Below are 15,801 nucleotides of genomic sequence, written 5' to 3'. Positions count from 1 at the left end.
CGTCAGACGCTATGTGATGTGTAGCATGCCGCTGCGAACCGGTTAAGTTAACCGGGAGTTGTGGGGGGTGCCTGTGGAACGGGTCGACGCTCCCGAGGTGGTCTGCCTCGGCGAGTCCATGGCCGTCTTCGTGCCCGGCGAGGAGGGGCCTGCCGAGCAGGTCAGGACCTGGGTGCGCGGGGTGGGCGGGGCCGAGTCGAACGTCGCGTGCGCGCTGGCGGGCCTGGGGGTGCGGGTCGGCTGGGTCAGCGCCGTGGGCGACGACCCGTTCGGCCGCGCGGTCGTCGCCGCGGTCGCCGCCGCCGGGGTGGACGTCTCCGCCGTGGCCGTGGACCCGACCCGGCCGACGGGCGTCTACATCAAGGAGGCCAACGCCTCCGGCAGCCCGATGCGGTACTACCGCCTCGGCTCGGCCGCCTCCGACATGGGGCCGGACGTGCTCGACCGCGTCGACCTCGGGGCGGCGCGGCTGGTGCACGTCACCGGGATCACCGCCGCCCTGTCGCCGCGCTGCCGCGCCCTCATCGATGCCGTGCTCGACCGCGCGCCGCGGGTCTCCTTCGACGTGAACTGGCGGCCCGCGCTCTGGGACGCCGACGCGCCGGAGGTGCTGCGCGCCCTCGCCGCGCGGGCCGACACCGTGCTGGTCGGCGCCGACGAGGCCGAGGCGCTGTGGGGGGTGTCCGACCCGGCCGACGTGCGGGCCCTGCTGCCCGAACCGGCCACGCTGGTGGTCAAGCAGGGCGCGCTCGGCGCGACGCTGGTCGAGCGGGGCGAGATGGTGTTCGAGCCCGCGCTGCGGGTCGACGTGGTGGAGCCGGTCGGGGCAGGCGACGCCTTCGCCGCCGGATTCCTCGCCGCGACGCTGGCCGGGCACTCGCCGCGGCGGCGGCTGCGGGCGGGGCACCTGCACGCGGCCGGGGCCCTGCGCACCCAGCACGACGTGGCGGTCCCGCTGCCCCGGGAGCTCGTCGCCCGGCTGCTCGACGCCGACGCCGCGACCTGGGCCACGACGCACGTGACCGCCCAGGGGGTCAGATGAGCCAGAGCCTGGACCGCGCCCTGACCGTGCTGGCCGCGCTCGCCGACGGGCCGCGCACCCTCGACCAGCTCGCCCAGGCGGCGGGGGTGCACAAGACCACCGTCCTGCGGCTGCTGCGGACGCTGGAGTCCCACCGCTTCGTCCAGCGCGCCGACACCCGCCACTACCGGCTCGGCGCGACCCTGTTCGACCTGGCCTCGCGCGCCCTCGACCAGCGCGACGTGCGCAGGCTGGCCGAGCCCGCCCTCCGCGCGCTCAACGAGGGCACCGGCCACACCGTGCACCTGGCCAGCTACGAGGGCGGCGAGGTCGTCTACATCGACAAGTACGAGAGCAAGCACCCGGTGCGCATGTACTCGCGCATCGGCAAGCGGGCCGCGCTGCACTGCACCGCCGTGGCCAAGGTGCTCGTCGCCGCCTTCGCCGAGCCGCGCCGCCGGGAGATCGCCGAATCGATCACCTACACCCCGATGACCGGCAACACCATCACCAACGCCGCCGACTACCTGGCCGAGCTGGCGACCGTGGCCGAGCGCGGCTACGCCATCGACGACTCCGAGCACGAGGACTTCATCCACTGCGTCGCCGCGCCCATCCGCGACCAGGCGGGGGCGGTGCTGGCCGCGGTGTCGGTCTCGGTGCCCAAGATCCTGCTCGACCGGCCCGGCCTGCTGGCGCTGATCCCGGACCTGCTCGCCGCCGCCGACACCGCTTCCCGCGCTTGCGGGTGGAACCCCGTTGGAGAGGATTGACATGCCCAGGACCGCCATCACCCCGCCCGGCGCGCAGCCCCCGGCGGTGCCGCTCTCGCCCGGCATCCGCAAGGGGAACATCGTGCAGGTCGCGGGCCAGGTGGCCGTCGACCCGGTGACCGGCGAGCTGGCCGGGGACACCGTCGCCGAGCAGACCCGCGCCTGCCTGCGCAACGTCTTCGCCGTGCTCGACGCCGCGGGCGCCACCGAGCAGGACATCGTGATGCTGCGCGTCTACCTGACCGACGTGGCGCACTTCGCCGAGATGAACGCCGCCTACGCCGAGCTGCTCGGCCAGCCGTTCCCGGCCCGCACCACCGTCTACGTCGGACTGCCGCCGGGGCTGCTGGTGGAGATCGACGCCCTCGCGGTGGTCGACTAGTCACGCGCGGGGCCCCGCCGGCGATTACCCGGCGGAACCCCGACGCGGTCCAGGCGTCCGAAGAGGCGGTGGACCGGCAACTGGCGTGAGGAGAGCTCGGCGATGGTGTTCAAGAAGATGCTGCGCGCACTGGGCGTCGGCGGCCCGTCGGTGGACACCGTGCTGTCCTCGCCGGTGGCCGTGCCCGGCGGCACGGTCACCGGCGAGGTCCGGATGCAGGGCGGCGAGCACGACGCCGACATCGACTACGTCGCCCTGTCCCTGGTCACCCGGGTGGAGCGCAGCGACGACACCCAGGGCCACGTCGAGTTCGACCGGCACGTGGTCGCCGGGCGGTTCCCGCTGCGGGCGGGGCAGGCCCACGCCATCCCGTTCCAGCTCCAGATCCCGTGGGAGACCCCGGTCACCGCGGTCGGCGGGCGGCGCCTGCACGGCATGGCGCTGGGCCTGCGCACCGAGCTGGCGGTGGCCAAGGCCGTCGACAAGGGCGACCTGGACCCGCTGCAGGTCGAGCCGCTGCCCTCGCAGGCCGCCGTGCTGGCCGCCTTCGACCGGATGGGCTTCGCCTTCCGCAGCGCGGACCTGGAGCAGGGCCGCATCCACGGGGTGGCCCAGCACCTGCCGTTCTTCCAGGAGATCGAGTACCACCCGCCCGCCCACCTCGCCCGCGGCATCAGCCAGGTCGAGCTGACCTTCATCACCGACGCCCACGGCCTGGTCGTGGTGCTGGAGGCCGACAAGCGCGGCGGGCTGCTCACCCAGGGCGGCGACGTGTACGGCCGCTTCGCGGTCGGGCACGCCGAGGCCGAGCGCACCGACTGGACCGCCCGCATCGGCGAGTGGCTCACCCAGACCGCGGGGCGGCGGTCGGCCTTCGGTGGGCATGCTGGTGGGCACGGCGGCGGGCACGGCTTGCACGGCGGCGCGGGCGCGGTGGTCGCGGGCGCGGCCGCGGGCATCGTCGGCGGCATGGTCCTGGGCGAGGTCTTCGACGAGATCGGCGACGCCATCTTCGGCGACGACTGACCGCGGCGGGGGCGGGCAGCCTGCCCGCCCCCCGTACGCTGACCAGCGTGTGGCAGCCCGATGACGACTTCCTGGCGTTCTGGACCGAACGCCACCTGTGCACCCTGACGACCCGGCGCCCGGACGGCTCGCCGCACGTGGTCCCGGTCGGCGCCACCTTCGACCCCGACGCCCGCGTCATCCGGGTCATCACCGCCCGCGGCTCCCGCAAGGTCCGCAACGTCCTGGCCGACCCGACGGCGGCCATCTGCCAGCTCGACGGCCGCCGCTGGACCACCGCGGAGGGCCAAGCCGTCGTCCGCGATGACCCGGATTCCGTCGCCGATGCGGTCCGCCGCTACACCGCCCGCTACCGCCCACCCCGCCCCAACCCCGAGCGCGTGGTCATCGAGATCGCCATCCGCCGCGTGATGGGCACCGTCCGCGGCCTCGGCTGATCAGGGCTTCCAACGGATGTCGGCCTGGCCGGTCAGCGGCGGCGGGGCGGTGTCGGAGGCGGCGTGGACGGGGGCGGTGTCGGCTTCGGTCAGGGCGGTGGGGAAGCGTAAGCCGGTTCGCTCGCCGACCTCGGTGATCGGGAGCTGGAAGACGGCGAACTCGTCGAGGTCCAGCGACTCCAGGCGGTTGAGGTTCTGGGTCAGCAGGAATGCCGAGGCGCGCAGGAGGCCGCCCTCGGCGAAGGCGATCACCTTCCAGAACTCCCGCGGCACGGCCACCCCGCGGTAGACGCGGTCGTCGGCGCCGAAGACCGGGCCTGCCATGACGCTCACCCGCAGGTGGTCCACCTCGACGTCCTCGAACAGGGCGTCCTCCAGGCGACCCCACAGGCCGTTTCGGGCCGCCTGGTTGAACGCATCGAGTTGCGGGGTGATGTTGCTGAAGAAGAACGAGTCGCGGTTGGCCCGGTCCGCCTCCTCCGGCGGGCCCCACAGCAGGTCCGCGCGCCGGGCCAGGTGGCCGCGGTCGAGGCGGTTGCCCCGGTACAGCTCGTCGCCGTGCTGGGCGTCGGCGGGCAGGCGCGGGTCCTTGACGAACTCGATGCCCGAGCGCGGGAGCTTGCGCAGGCCGCTGCCGTCGATGTTCCACGCCACCCAGAACGCGAACCCGCGCGCCGCGGACAGGGCCAGGGAGAAGTGCGTGTAGTCGATCGTGGTGCTGCCGTCGAGCACCACCGCCTCGGCCCCGGCGTCGAGGTCCGGCGCATCGACCGGTAGCCCGAGGAATCCCGGGTCGTAGCCACGCGGCGGGGCGGCCACCACCGCAGCGGGCGGTCGCAGGGTGATCCCCAGCTTGTCGAACACCGACTTGGGCAGGCAGGCCAGCGCGTGCTCGTCCGGGTCGCCGCCGCCCTCGCCCGCGAAGTGCAGCCCGGCCAGCACGCCGGTCGGCTTGCCGTCCGCGCGGATCAGCCAGACCGCCCCGGAGTCCCCGCCGCGGCTGATCTCGCCGTCGGCGGGCCGGGCGTCGGGGTCCGGGCCGATCTCGACGCCGCCGATCTCCCGGGCGCCGACGGCCCCGCCGTAGTCCAGCCGGGCCAGCACGTCGACCCGGCGGACGATCCCGTGCGTGACCCCGGTGGTGCGCCCGCTCTTGACCACCAGGTCGCCCAGCTCGGGATCGCCGAGATCGGTGGGCACGACGTCGAGGTCGAGCACCGACGGGTCGAGGCCGCGCCCGGCGACCGCCACCACCGCGCAGTCGCCCGCGACGCCCAGGTGCGAGCGGGCCAGCACGCCCACGGCGTTCTGCGCGACGCGGTTGTCGTCGTGCGTGCCCGGCTGGACGACCGTGTCGCCGAGCGCGCCGTCGGGTCCGTGCAGCACGTGCCAGTTGCTGAGCAGGTAGGGCGTGCCGGTCTCCTGGTCGTAGACCACCGCGCCCGCGGTCCCGCACGTGATCTCGGGATGGCCGATGCTCACCCCGGGCCGCACCGGGTCGACCCGGGACTTGCGCGGCTCCGGCGGGGACGCCTCCACCAGCCGGAACGCGGGCCGGTAGGTGCGCTCCAGCACGTCGGTCGGCACCGCGACGCCCGCGATCTCGATCGACTCCGGCAGCAGCGCCGTCGCCAGGGCGCCGAGGGCCTCCGGCTCGGCCTTGGCGCCGACGGTGAACTGGACGCACACCTCGTCGGTGCGCTCGCCGCCGCGCACCTTGTGGCCGATGCCGATGGAGGTGACGTTGGGGTCGCGCAGGTAGTCCGAGCCGCGCAGCCGGATGAACGCGCGCAGCGCCGCGGAGAGATCGGTCATGGCCGTTCCTTACAAAGCCGGTGGGGTGCACCGACCATGCCCAGATCGGACGCGCGCCGACTAGGGCCGGTCGGCACCCGTCACGCCGTGTTGCCCGTTCGGCCACCGCGCGCTCGTCCGAATGGGTCGCCACTGGGCGAAATGGGGGTGTCACCCACGCCGTCGGGTGAACCGGTACGCTCCGAATGCGCGTACCGCAGGGGATCATTGGCTCTCCGTGACATTGATCATGTTGAGCCTGCGGTCACTCACTCGGTGAGGTGAAGCCAGGATTGGCTGGAGAAGGGGAACGTGAAGCTGACTAGTGGTCCGCAGCAGTCGGGCGACACCCGCGCCACCACGACCATCCGTTCCCGCTTGACCGGTGTTGTCGTCTTCCCCAGCGTGATCCTGCTGGTGATGTGGGCGGTCTTCTCCTCCTACACCGTCTTCGACGGCATCTACCTCAAGGCCGTGGCCAGCGGCGTGAAGGAGGCGTCGATCCCGGCGCTGAACACCTTCGCCGCCGTCCAGCGCGAGCGCCAGCTCACCATGACGGTGCTCTACTCCAACCGCAACGCCGACGCCGTCGGCCTGGAGAGCCAGCAGCGCACCACCGACCGCGCGGTGCGCGAGCTGCAGGCGGCCATGACCGAGCTGTCGGCCAACGCGCCGACCGAGGTCACCGTCAAGGTCGAGGCGCTGACCGAGGTGCTCGGCCCGCTCGACCAGCGCCGCGCCCAGGTCGCCGCGGGCAACGCCGACCCGGACGAGATCTACCGCTACTACAACAGCCTGCTCGACGCCGCCCACGGCCTCTTCGACACCCAGGCCCGCATCGTGCCCGACCCGGTCGTGGTCCAGGAGGCCATCGCCGCCGTCGGCCTCTTCCGCGCGGGCGACTACATGTCCCGGGCCTCGTCGGTCGCCGCGGCCGCGATCGCCAGGGGGCAGTTCACCCCCACCCAGCACGTGGAGTTCACCTCGCTGGTCGGCGCCTACCGCAACCAGCTGGCCGCGATCGCCCCGAACGTCGCCGACCAGGGCGTCCGCGAGCACCACCGGGCGCTGACCGGCTCCGAGGCGTGGCAGCGGCTCACCGCAGCGGAGAACCAGCTCATCGGCTCCCCGGCGCCGCCCCCGGTCGACCCCGACACCACCACCGGCGAGGAGACCGCCGAGCCCGAGCTGCCGATCGCGGCCGGGCAGTGGCAGGAGCTGACCACCCGGGTGTCCGAGGAGCTGATCAAGCTCACCACCGAGCAGAGCAACGCCGCCGCCCAGCTCGGCCTCGACCGCGCCGACGAGCAGTTCACCGAGGTCATCGTCGGCAGCCTGATCGCGCTGCTGGCCGTGGTGACCGGCATCGTGCTGGCCATGCGGATCTCCCGGCGGCTGGTCAACAAGGCCCTGGTCACCCGCCTGGAGCAGCTGAAGAACGACTCCCTGCGGCTGGCCCACGAGCGGCTGCCGTCGCTGGTCGACCGGCTGCGCCAGGGCGAGCGGGTCGACGTCGCCGCCGAGGTCCCGCCGCTGGACTACGGCACCGACGAGATCGGCCAGGTGGCCGACGCCTTCAACGCCGCCCAGTACACCGCCGTCGCCGCGGCGGTGAAGGAGTCGCAGGCGCGCGAGGGCGTCAACCGCGTCTTCCTCGGCATCGCCCACCGCCACCAGGGGCTGGTGCACCGCCAGCTGAAGATTCTGGACCGGATGGAGCGCGAAGAGGAGAACCCCGAGCACCTCGACTCGCTCTTCCAGCTCGACCACCTGGCCACCCGCGCCCGGCGCAACGCCGAGAACCTGATCATCCTGGCGGGCGAGCAGCCGGGGCGGCAGTGGCGCAAGCCGGTGCGGCTGCTGGACATCCTGCGCGCCGCGGTCGCCGAGACCGAGCAGTACGTGCGCGTGCGGGTCAACCAGGTGCCGGACGTGTCGCTGCACGGCGTCGCCGTCGCCGACACCATCCACCTGGTCGCCGAGCTGGTGGACAACGCCGCGTCGTTCTCCCCGCCGCGCTCGCAGGTCGAGGTCTACACCAGCCAGGTCTCCGGCGGCGTCGTCGTCGAGATCGAGGACCACGGCCTGGGCATGGCCCCCGAGGACCGCGACCAGCACAACCGCATGCTCGCCCACCCGCCGGAGTTCGACGCGATGGCGCTGCGCGGGGAGTCCCGCCTGGGCCTGTTCGTCGTGGCCCGGCTGGCGGCCCGCCGCTCGATCCGGGTGGAACTGCGCGAATCGCCGTACGGTGGGACCGTGGCCCTGGTGTTCCTGCCTGCCGAGATCGTCGCCGAGACCGCCGAGTACCCCGTCGAGCCCGAGCGCCCCAGCCCCCGCCCGCGCAAGCCCGCCGAGCGGCGCGGCGGCTCCGTGCCCGCGGCCCGCGAGCCCGCGCTGCCCGGGCACGCCCCGCCCGGCCGGTCCCACCAGTGGGCCGACGCCGAGGAGATCGAGGCCCAGTGGCCCGTGGATGACGAAGAGCCGCCGGAGGTCGCCCCGCCGCGGCCGACCACCGAGGAGAACGGAATCGGTCCATCGCAGCACCGCGCCGATCCGCTCGGCGAAGACGCACCGCACCTGCCCGCTCCCGAGCGCAACGGGAACGGCGGGCGACCCGCACTGCCGCGCAGGCAGCGCCAGCAGAACCTGGCGCCGCAGCTGCGCGGGGAACCCCTGCTGCCGGATTGGGCCGACTACGCCGACGATCCGGAGGAGGAGGACTCCGCCGAGCGGGTCCGCGACACCATGTCCGCGTTCCAGCGCGGCACCCGGCAGGCCCGCGAGGCCGAGCCCGGGGTCGAGTCATGATCGCCGCCACGATGTCCGGAAACCCGGGGAAGGACCGCGCAAGGTGAACGACAAGATCGGCCAGGACCAGCAGCTGAACTGGCTTTTGGACGACCTGGTTCGCCGGGTCGTCGGCATCCGCCACTCGGTCGTGCTCTCCGCAGACGGCCTGCTGCTCGGCCGCTCGGCCGAGCTGTCCAAGGACGACTCCGAGCACCTGTCGGCGATGGCCTCGGCGTTCCAGAGCCTGGCCAGGGGCACCGGCAGGCACTTCGGCGGCGGGCAGGTGCGCCAGACCATCGTCGAGATGGACCACGCATTCCTGTTCGTCACCGCGGCAGGCCGGGGCGCCTGCCTGGCCGTGCTCGCCGAGGAGGACGCCGACGTGGGCATGATCGCCTACGAGATGAACATGCTGGTCAAGCGGGTCGGCGCGCACCTGGCCTCGGCGCCGCGGTCCGGCTCGACCCCCGGGGCGCCGATGGCGGTGCCCGGCCGACGCCCGTCGTGAGGGCGCGCGGATGAACCCGGACCACGACTGGTGGTACGACGAGGCAGCCGGGCCGCTGGTCCGGCCGTACGCGATGACCAGGGGGCGGACCCGGCCCAACGCGCCGAACCTGAACCTGGTCACCCAGGTGCGCGCGGCCGGGCACCCGGCCGACCCCGGCGCGCTGAGCCCGGAGCACCTGCAGATCCTGGAGCTGTGCCAGGCCCCGCTGTCGGTCGCCGAGGTCGCCGCCTACCTCGACGTGCCGCTGGTCGTGGTCAAGGTGCTGCTCGGCGACCTGATGGAGCGCGGGCACGTGGTCGCGGGCTCGCTGTTCCAGACCTCCGACATCACCGACACCAAGCTGCTGCAGGCGGTACTCGATGGCATTCGGAGGATCTGAACAGGTGAGTGACACGCCGCTGATCCCCACCTCGATCAAGATCGTGGTCGCGGGCGGGTTCGGGGTCGGCAAGACGACGCTGGTCAACGCGGTCTCGGAGATCCCGCCGCTGCGGACCGAAGAGGTGCTGACCGAGGCCAGCGTCGGCGTCGACGACCTGGTGGACGGCAAGGAGACCACCACCGTCGCGCTCGACTTCGGCCGGATCACGATCAACGCCCAGGTGGTCCTGTACCTGTTCGGCACGCCGGGCCAGAACAGGTTCTGGTTCATGTGGGACGAATTGGCCCACGGCGCGCTGGGCGCGATCGTGCTGGTCGACACCCGCAGGCTGGACTCCAGCTTCCCCTCGATTGACTTCTTCGAGCGCCGGGGCATCCCGTTCATCGTCGCGGTCAACGAGTTCGAGGGCGCGTGGCCGCACACGATCGAGGAGGTCCGGCACGCCTTGGACATCGCCGCGTCGGTGCCGGTGATCTCCTGCGACGCCCGCGACCGCGAGTCGGCCAAGCAGGTCCTGGTCGAGCTGGTCCACCACACGATGCGGCGGCTGGAGCGCGCCCCGGCGTAGTACCGTCGGGCGCGTGGCCAACGACGCACGCGCCCTCTACGTGTCCACTGCGGACACTGCGGTCCAGCTCCTGTCCGACCCCGCGGTCGCCCGCGCGTGGGACGCGCCCAGCGCCCTGCCGGAGTTCTCCGTGCGCGGCCTGGCCGGGCATCTCGCCGCGCAGATCTTCGCGATCCCGGCAGTCCTGTCCGCGACCGACGAGCCGGGCGAGCCGATCCCCGTCGTGGACTACTACCGCCGCGCGAAGTGGCGCGAGCCCGAAGTGGACTTGCAGGACCCGAGCAAGCTCAAGGCCCGCGAAAGCGGCGAATCGCACGCCGCCGACGGCCACCCCGCCCTGGTCGAGCGGTCGGCCGCCGCAGCCCGCGCCGCGGCCGAGGCCCTCGCCGCCGAACCCGCCGACCGCGTCGTCGCCCTCCCGTGGGCGGGCGCCAGCCTCACCCTCGACGACTTCGCCACCACCCGCCTGCTGGAACTGGCGATCCACTGCGACGACCTGGCGGTCAGCGTCGGCATCGACACCCCGCCGCTGGACCCGGCGGCGGCCCTGGCGGTCATCGACATCCTCACCCGCCTCTCCCTCGACCGCCACGGCCCGACCCCGCTGCTGCGCGCCCTCAGCCGCGCCGAGCGCGCCCCTGCGGACATCACCGCCATGTAGCGGCGGGTGGGGCCGCCACGCCGGGCCCTCCCTCGCGCCGGGTCCGGTGTGGCGGCTGCTCGGTCAGGCGATCGGTTCGGTGCGGCAGTGGAAGTGGCGCAGCAGGTCCGGGGCGGACACGATGCGCTGGCCGGGGACCGAGCCGGGGTCCTTGGCGATCTCCGCGATCACCTCGGCGACGTACTCCAGGTGGCTCTGGGTGTAGACGCGGCGGGGGATGGCGAGGCGGACGAGTTCGTACGGGGCCGGTTTGATCAGCCTGCCCTCGGCGTCCTCGACGCCCAGGTACAGCGAGCCCAGTTCGGCGCAGCGGATGCCGCCCGCGACGAACAGCTCGCACGCCAGGGCGTGGCCCGGGTACTCGGCGGGGGACAGGTGCTTGAGCAGCCTGCCCGCGTTGAGGTACAGCGCGTGGATGCCCGGGGGCCGGACCACGGACACGCCCGCGGACTGGATCAGGTCGGCGAGGTACTGCGTCTGCGCCGCCCGCGCCCGCAGGTAGTCCGGGTCTACCACCTCGCGCAGGCCGACCGCGATCATCTCCAGGTCGCGGCCCGCCAGGCCGCCGTAGGTGCGGAAGCCCTCGGTGGCGATCACCACCGCCTCGCACCGCGTGGCCAGCTCGCGGTCGCGCAGGGCGAGGAAGCCGCCGATGTGCACGATCGCGTCCTTCTTCAGGCTGCCCACCGCGCCGTCGGCCAGGTCGAAGGCCGCGCGGGCGACCTCGGCCGGGGTGCGGTCGGACCAGCCGGGCTCGCGCTGGGTGACCAGCCAGGCGTTCTCGGCGAACCGGGCGGCGTCGAGGATCAGCGGGACCCCGTGGCGCCTGCACAGCTCGGCGGTGGCGCGCAGGTTGGCCATCGACACCGGCTGCCCCGCGCCGCCGTTGTTGGTGATGGTCATGACCACCACGGCCACGTCCTCGGGGCCTGCCAGCAGCGCAGCCAGCGCCTCCAGGTCGATGTCGCCTTTGAACGGCGCATCGCTGTCGAGGTCGCGCATCTCCGCGCACGGGATGTCGACGGCCTGCCCGCCGCTGAGTTCGACGTTGGCGCGGGTGGTGTCGAAGTGGGTGTTCGACACGCACAGCTGCCCCGGCCGCAGCAGCGCGCCGAACAGGACGCGCTCGGCGGCGCGGCCCTGGTGCACCGGCAGGATGTGCTCGAATCCGGTCAGCTCGGCGAGGGCGTCGCGGAATCGGAAATAGGAGCGCGAACCCGCATAGGTTTCGTCGCCGAGCGCCCCGGCCGCCTGTTGGGCCGCCGAAATCGCGCCGGTTCCCGAATCGCTGAGCAGGTCAATCGTGATCTGGTCCGCGGTGAGGTTGAACGGGTTGTACCCGGCCGCCCGCATGGCCTCGGTCCGTTCGGCGCGGCTCAGCACCGGAATCGGTTCGACCACCTTGATTCGGTACGGCTCCATCAGCGGCATCGGCGGGCCACCCCTCAATGTTCACGCATCGGTCGCGGTCAGGCTGCGCCCACCCTACGGCCCGGCGCGATCATGGCGTAGGTCTCGGCCGAGAGGTAGACGGTCATCCCCGGCCGCGGCGGTCCGGTGCGCAGCGACAGGTGGGCGATCAGGCCGGGCCCGTCGCGCAGGTCGCGCCCCCGCAGGGCCGACACCGCCGCGTCCACGGCTTCCGGCCGCACGCCGTAGCGGGCGGAGAGGGCGCGGGTGCGCTCCAGCGCCTCGGCGTCGTCGGCGACGTAGTCGCGGATCGGCACGTACAGCGAGTACCCGCTGGGCTCGGCGCCGTCGCCGCCGAGGAAGGTGTAGGAGGACACCAGCGGCCTGCCCAGGTAGGGACCGTCCGATCCGGCCGCGTCCCGGCAGAACCGCGCCACCTCGGCCGGGTCGCCGCCGCGGCTGACCGCGGCCGCGCGCTGGGCGTCGGCGCGGGTCGCGCCGGGCTGGGTGACGTACACCTTGGCCCGCGCGTCGGGCCGGTCGTCGAGGTCGATGGCGAAGAACGAGTACTGGTCCACAGCGGACACATCCCGCAAACCCCCGCGCAGCACCCGTTCCGCGCCGGTGAAGCCGAGCCGGTCCAGCGCGGCGCCGACCAGCTCGGCCGAGCGGTGGCGCCCGTGCGCCAGCGGGTTCAGGTACACCTTCAGCATCGGCTGCGCGCCCGGCCGCGCGACCAGGGAGAACCACATCGAGAACGGCCGCGCCGGGGCGTCGGCCAGGAACGGCTCGGCCACCAGCGCGAAGCGGTCCAGGGACAGCGGAAGGCGCTCGGCGATGCGGTCCAGCGCGGCCAGCGCGGCCTGCTGGTTGGCCGCGGGCGACGGGTCGTCGGCGACGCACTCGACCAGCAGGCGCAGGGTCGGCGTGCCGTCGGGGGCGAACGCGACCGAGTACTCGATCGGCGAGTGGTCGTCGGCCACTTCGGACGCCCAGCGCGGGGCCGTCAGCGGCCACCGGCAGGCCGCGCCGAGCAGGTCGTCGATGAAGGAGCGCACCTGGTGGGTCGTGGCGCCCAAACCGATGGCGGAGCCCAGTGCCCGCAATTGCGCGTGGACGTGATCGCCGAGTGTTTCCGCGCCCATCACGACTCCGAGAAGATTGTGAACACAACAGCCCGCCGACCGGGCAAACCTACGGGTGAACCGCGACGGACCTCTACCGCCAAAATGGTGATCTGCGCCTCGTCGGCACTCACCGAGCGTGAGAAATTTCATTGCGGCTCCCCAGGTTGTGGTTCGACGGTCCTGTGTGATAAGACCTCACTTTCGTTACGGAGCGTGGCTAAAAGCAATTACCGGAATATGTCCGCCAATTCTGCGAATGCCGTTGTCGGCACTGGTCCTGATCAGTGCGGATCGGACGGTCCGGACATCCGGGGCTGCGGTTGTCGGTCCACAGTGGTGATCAGCTGATGATCACACCGAGTGGTCGGCCGGAGCGCCGCGCACCGTCCTGCCCGGCCTCAACCACCGTGTTAGCTTGGGCGTATGGGGACGCGAGGCGGCAGCCCGGCGCCGGGGCGCACCCGGCGTCCCGCTCCGGCGCCGCCGTGCTGATCCTGCTGGGCCTCGGCACCATCCTCGTGCTCACCGCCGCGACGGGGTACTTCGTCGCGCAGGAGTTCGCCTTCGTCGCCGTCGACCGCAACCGCCTGCGCGGGGCGGCCGAGGCGGGCGACAAGGCCGCCGAGCGCGCCTACCGCGTCACCGAGCGGCTGTCCTTCATGCTCTCCGGCGCCCAGTTCGGCATCACCGTCACCGCCCTGCTCGTCGGCTACGTCTCCGAGCCGTTCCTGGGCAGCGGCCTGGCCGCCGCGCTCGGCGCGACCGGCCTGCCCACCGGGGTGACCACGGCGCTGTCGCTCGTCATCGCCCTGCTGTTCTCCACCGGCGTGCAGATGGTCTTCGGCGAGCTCGCGCCCAAGAACCTGGCGATCGCCAAGTCCGTGGCGCTGGCCCGCGCGCTGAGCCGCTCGACGCTGGTCTACCTCGCCGTGTTCGGCCCGCTGATCAAGCTCTTCGACGCCGCGTCGAACCGGCTGCTGCGCGCGGTCGGCATCGAGCCCATCGAGGAGCTGCCCGCCGGGGCCACCGCGGAGGACCTGCGCGGCATCATCGGCGAGTCGCGCACCGGGGGCGCGCTGGACGACGCCACCACCCGGCTGCTGGAGGGCGGCCTTGACTTCCGGGGCCTGGTCGCGGGCCAGGTCATGACGCCGCGGGTGGACGTCCACACGCTGGGCGCGGACGAGCCCGCCGCGCGCGTGGTCGACCTGCTCGACACCGGCCGCTCCCGCTTCCCGGTCGTCGGCGCCGACGTGGACGACGTCGTGGGCGTCGTCGGGATCGCCGAGCTGCTGACCGTGCCGCCCGCCGAGCGCGCCCGGGTGGCCGTCGGCGCGATCGCGGCCCCGCCGCTGCGCGTGCCCGCCAGCCTGCCGCTGCCGGAGGTGCTGGAGCGGCTGCGCGCCGAGCACCGCCAGCTCGCCGTGGTGGTGGACGAGTTCGGCGGCTTCGCGGGCGTGGTCAGCTTCGAGGACGTGGCCGAGGAGGTCGTGGGCGAGATCCTGGACGAGGACGACGCCGTGGAGGGCGCCGCGGTGGCCAACCCGGACGGGTCGTGGTCGCTGCCCGCCCGGTGGCGGGTGGACGAGGTCGCCGAGGCCACCAGCATCGAGCTGCCCGCGGGCCAGGACTACGACACCGTGGGCGGGCTGGTGCTGGAGCGGCTGGGCCGCGTGGCCCGCCCGGGCGACCGCGTCGAGGTCCCCGCCGCCCTGCCCGCCGCGGGCCCCGACGACCCGCAGCCCCAGGGCGTGGCCGTGATCGAGGTCGTCGACGTCCGCAGGCACGTGCCCGCGCAGGTCACGATCAGCGTCCGGGAGTCGGCATGAGCCTGGGCTGGTCGTTGGCGGTGTCGGTGCTGCTGCTGGTGGCGAACGCCTTCTTCGTCGCCGCCGAGTTCGCCCTGGTCGCGAGCAAGCGCCACCGGTTGGAGGAGAAGGCCGCCGCGGGCAGCGCCGCGGCCCGCGCCGCCGTCAGCGGCACCCGCCACCTGTCGCTGATGCTGGCGGGGGCGCAACTCGGCATCACCCTGGCGACCCTGGGGCTGGGCGCGCTGGCCAAGCCCGCCGTCGCCGAGCTGCTGCGGCCGCTGTTCGACCTGGTGGGCCTGAGCGCGGGCTGGGCGGGCGCGGCGGCGTTCGTGCTGGCCGTCGCGCTGGTGGTCTTCCTGCACATGGTCGTCGGCGAGATGGCGCCCAAGTCCTGGGCGATCTCGCACCCGGAGCGCTCGGCGCTGCTGCTGGCCCTGCCGTTCCGGGCGTTCACCACGGTGACCAAGCCGCTGCTGGTCGCGCTCAACGGCATGGCCAACGCGACGCTGCGGCTGGTCGGCGTGCAGCCGCAGGACACCGTCGCCCAGGCCCACGGGCCCGACGAGCTGCGGCTGCTGCTGCGCGAGTCGCACGAGCACGGGCTGCTGCCCGACCAGCAGGCCCGCATGCTGGCGGGCGCGCTGGACGTGCGGCGCCTGCGCGTCGCCGACGTCATGGCCCCGCGCGCGGAGCTGGTCACCGTCGCCGTGGACGCCGACGCCGCCGCGATCGAGGCCGCCAGCCGCGACAGCGGCCGCTCCCGGCTGGTCGTGGTCGACCCGGCCCGCCCGGACGCCGACCCGCTGGGCCTGGTCCACGTCCGCGAGGCCGTGCGCGCGGAGTCGGCGGGCAGGCGGGCGACGGCGCGGGAGCTGATGACCGAGGCGCTGGTGCTGCCCGCCGAGCGCACCGCGGCCGAGGCCGTCGCGGTGATGCGCGCCCAGCGCGCCCAGGTGTGCCTGGTGCGCGGCGGCTCCGGCGCCGTGGTCGGGCTGGCGGCGATGGAGGACCTGCTCGAAGAGCTCCTCGGCGAGTTCGAGGACGAGACCGATACCCGGTGACGGCCGTTCACAGGCGTTTATCAGCAGCGGTGCCTACCCTGGCC

Annotated in this window: 15 protein-coding genes; 12 read left to right on the top strand and 3 right to left on the bottom strand. The window is 73.5% G+C overall.

From position 1 onward, the window contains the following. Positions 1-73 precede the first annotated feature (73 nt). The 5 genes from ACWEPX_RS23600 to ACWEPX_RS23580 all read left to right on the top strand — a co-directional run bounded on the left by ACWEPX_RS23600 (position 74) and on the right by ACWEPX_RS23580 (position 3,639). Entirely contained in the window at positions 74-1,042 is a 969-nt protein-coding gene (locus ACWEPX_RS23600) for a sugar kinase (protein WP_451899409.1), read from the top strand. Continuing rightward, a complete protein-coding gene (locus ACWEPX_RS23595; RefSeq protein ID WP_451899388.1) occupies positions 1,039-1,794 on the top strand; it encodes an IclR family transcriptional regulator in 756 nt (251 codons plus the stop codon). Before ACWEPX_RS23600 ends, ACWEPX_RS23595 begins: the two co-directional genes overlap by 4 nt. Position 1,795: 1 nt before the next feature. After that, positions 1,796-2,176 carry a RidA family protein gene (locus ACWEPX_RS23590; protein ID WP_451899387.1) on the top strand — a complete coding sequence of 127 codons (381 nt, stop codon included), beginning with the start codon at positions 1,796-1,798 and terminating at the stop codon, positions 2,174-2,176. A 102-nt stretch (positions 2,177-2,278) separates the two neighbouring features. Next, positions 2,279-3,202, top strand: a complete 924-nt coding sequence (locus ACWEPX_RS23585; RefSeq protein ID WP_451899386.1) for a sporulation protein — start codon at positions 2,279-2,281, stop codon at positions 3,200-3,202. Between the two features lie 47 nt (positions 3,203-3,249). After that, complete coding sequence (locus ACWEPX_RS23580; protein ID WP_451899385.1) at positions 3,250-3,639, top strand: pyridoxamine 5'-phosphate oxidase family protein; 390 nt, start codon at positions 3,250-3,252, stop codon at positions 3,637-3,639. Here the strand turns inward: ACWEPX_RS23580 and ACWEPX_RS23575 are convergent, their stop codons facing one another. Then, positions 3,640-5,454, bottom strand: a complete 1,815-nt coding sequence (locus tag ACWEPX_RS23575) for a DNA/RNA non-specific endonuclease (RefSeq protein ID WP_451899384.1) — start codon at positions 5,452-5,454, stop codon at positions 3,640-3,642. A 291-nt stretch (positions 5,455-5,745) separates the two neighbouring features. On the opposite strand from ACWEPX_RS23575, the gene ACWEPX_RS23570 reads away from it, so the two are divergent. The 5 genes from ACWEPX_RS23570 to ACWEPX_RS23550 are packed head-to-tail and all read left to right on the top strand — an operon-like array spanning position 5,746 to position 10,348. Beyond that, complete coding sequence (locus tag ACWEPX_RS23570; RefSeq protein ID WP_451899383.1) at positions 5,746-8,244, top strand: nitrate- and nitrite sensing domain-containing protein; 2,499 nt, start codon at positions 5,746-5,748, stop codon at positions 8,242-8,244. A 43-nt stretch (positions 8,245-8,287) separates the two neighbouring features. Beyond that, on the top strand, positions 8,288-8,734 hold the full coding sequence (locus tag ACWEPX_RS23565; RefSeq protein WP_451899382.1) for a roadblock/LC7 domain-containing protein: 447 nt from the start codon (positions 8,288-8,290) through the stop codon (positions 8,732-8,734). Positions 8,735-8,744: 10 nt separating this feature from the next. Beyond that, entirely contained in the window at positions 8,745-9,116 is a 372-nt protein-coding gene (locus ACWEPX_RS23560) for a DUF742 domain-containing protein (RefSeq protein ID WP_451899381.1), read from the top strand. Continuing rightward, a complete protein-coding gene (locus ACWEPX_RS23555) occupies positions 9,097-9,687 on the top strand; it encodes a GTP-binding protein (RefSeq protein WP_451899380.1) in 591 nt (196 codons plus the stop codon). The genes ACWEPX_RS23560 and ACWEPX_RS23555 overlap by 20 nt, the downstream gene beginning before the upstream one ends. A 13-nt stretch (positions 9,688-9,700) precedes the next feature. Then, complete coding sequence (locus ACWEPX_RS23550; protein ID WP_451899379.1) at positions 9,701-10,348, top strand: maleylpyruvate isomerase N-terminal domain-containing protein; 648 nt, start codon at positions 9,701-9,703, stop codon at positions 10,346-10,348. A 63-nt stretch (positions 10,349-10,411) separates the two neighbouring features. Here ACWEPX_RS23550 and ACWEPX_RS23545 read toward each other — a convergent pair whose 3' ends face one another. After that, positions 10,412-11,779 (bottom strand): tryptophanase, encoded by a 1,368-nt coding sequence (locus tag ACWEPX_RS23545; protein ID WP_451899378.1) that lies wholly within the window; start codon positions 11,777-11,779, stop codon positions 10,412-10,414. A gap of 38 nt (positions 11,780-11,817) precedes the next feature. Then, entirely contained in the window at positions 11,818-12,903 is a 1,086-nt protein-coding gene (locus ACWEPX_RS23540) for a tryptophan dimethylallyltransferase family protein (RefSeq protein WP_451899377.1), read from the bottom strand. Positions 12,904-13,370: 467 nt separating this feature from the next. Here ACWEPX_RS23540 and ACWEPX_RS23535 point away from each other — a divergent pair, with 467 nt between their 5' ends. Further along, entirely contained in the window at positions 13,371-14,714 is a 1,344-nt protein-coding gene (locus tag ACWEPX_RS23535; protein ID WP_451899376.1) for a hemolysin family protein, read from the top strand. Beyond that, complete coding sequence (locus tag ACWEPX_RS23530; protein WP_451899375.1) at positions 14,711-15,757, top strand: hemolysin family protein; 1,047 nt, start codon at positions 14,711-14,713, stop codon at positions 15,755-15,757. The genes ACWEPX_RS23535 and ACWEPX_RS23530 overlap by 4 nt, the downstream gene beginning before the upstream one ends. Positions 15,758-15,801 lie beyond the last annotated feature (44 nt).

The sequence above is a fragment of the Actinokineospora sp. NPDC004072 genome (assembly GCF_053604195.1).
This window is presented reverse-complemented; position numbering and strand designations above follow the sequence as displayed.

Excerpts from the sequence above, each read along its gene's own strand:
- ACWEPX_RS23585 (WP_451899386.1), top strand. The coding sequence starts at position 2,279 with ATGGTGTTCAAGAAGATGCTGCGCGCACTGGGCGTCGGCGGCCCGTCG.
- ACWEPX_RS23575 (WP_451899384.1), bottom strand. The coding sequence starts at position 5,454 with ATGACCGATCTCTCCGCGGCGCTGCGCGCGTTCATCCGGCTGCGCGGC.
- ACWEPX_RS23595 (WP_451899388.1), top strand. The coding sequence starts at position 1,039 with ATGAGCCAGAGCCTGGACCGCGCCCTGACCGTGCTGGCCGCGCTCGCC.
- ACWEPX_RS23545 (WP_451899378.1), bottom strand. The coding sequence starts at position 11,779 with ATGCCGCTGATGGAGCCGTACCGAATCAAGGTGGTCGAACCGATTCCG.
- ACWEPX_RS23560 (WP_451899381.1), top strand. The coding sequence starts at position 8,745 with ATGAACCCGGACCACGACTGGTGGTACGACGAGGCAGCCGGGCCGCTG.
- ACWEPX_RS23540 (WP_451899377.1), bottom strand. The coding sequence starts at position 12,903 with ATGGGCGCGGAAACACTCGGCGATCACGTCCACGCGCAATTGCGGGCA.
- ACWEPX_RS23555 (WP_451899380.1), top strand. The coding sequence starts at position 9,097 with ATGGCATTCGGAGGATCTGAACAGGTGAGTGACACGCCGCTGATCCCC.
- ACWEPX_RS23590 (WP_451899387.1), top strand. The coding sequence starts at position 1,796 with ATGCCCAGGACCGCCATCACCCCGCCCGGCGCGCAGCCCCCGGCGGTG.
- ACWEPX_RS23530 (WP_451899375.1), top strand. The coding sequence starts at position 14,711 with ATGAGCCTGGGCTGGTCGTTGGCGGTGTCGGTGCTGCTGCTGGTGGCG.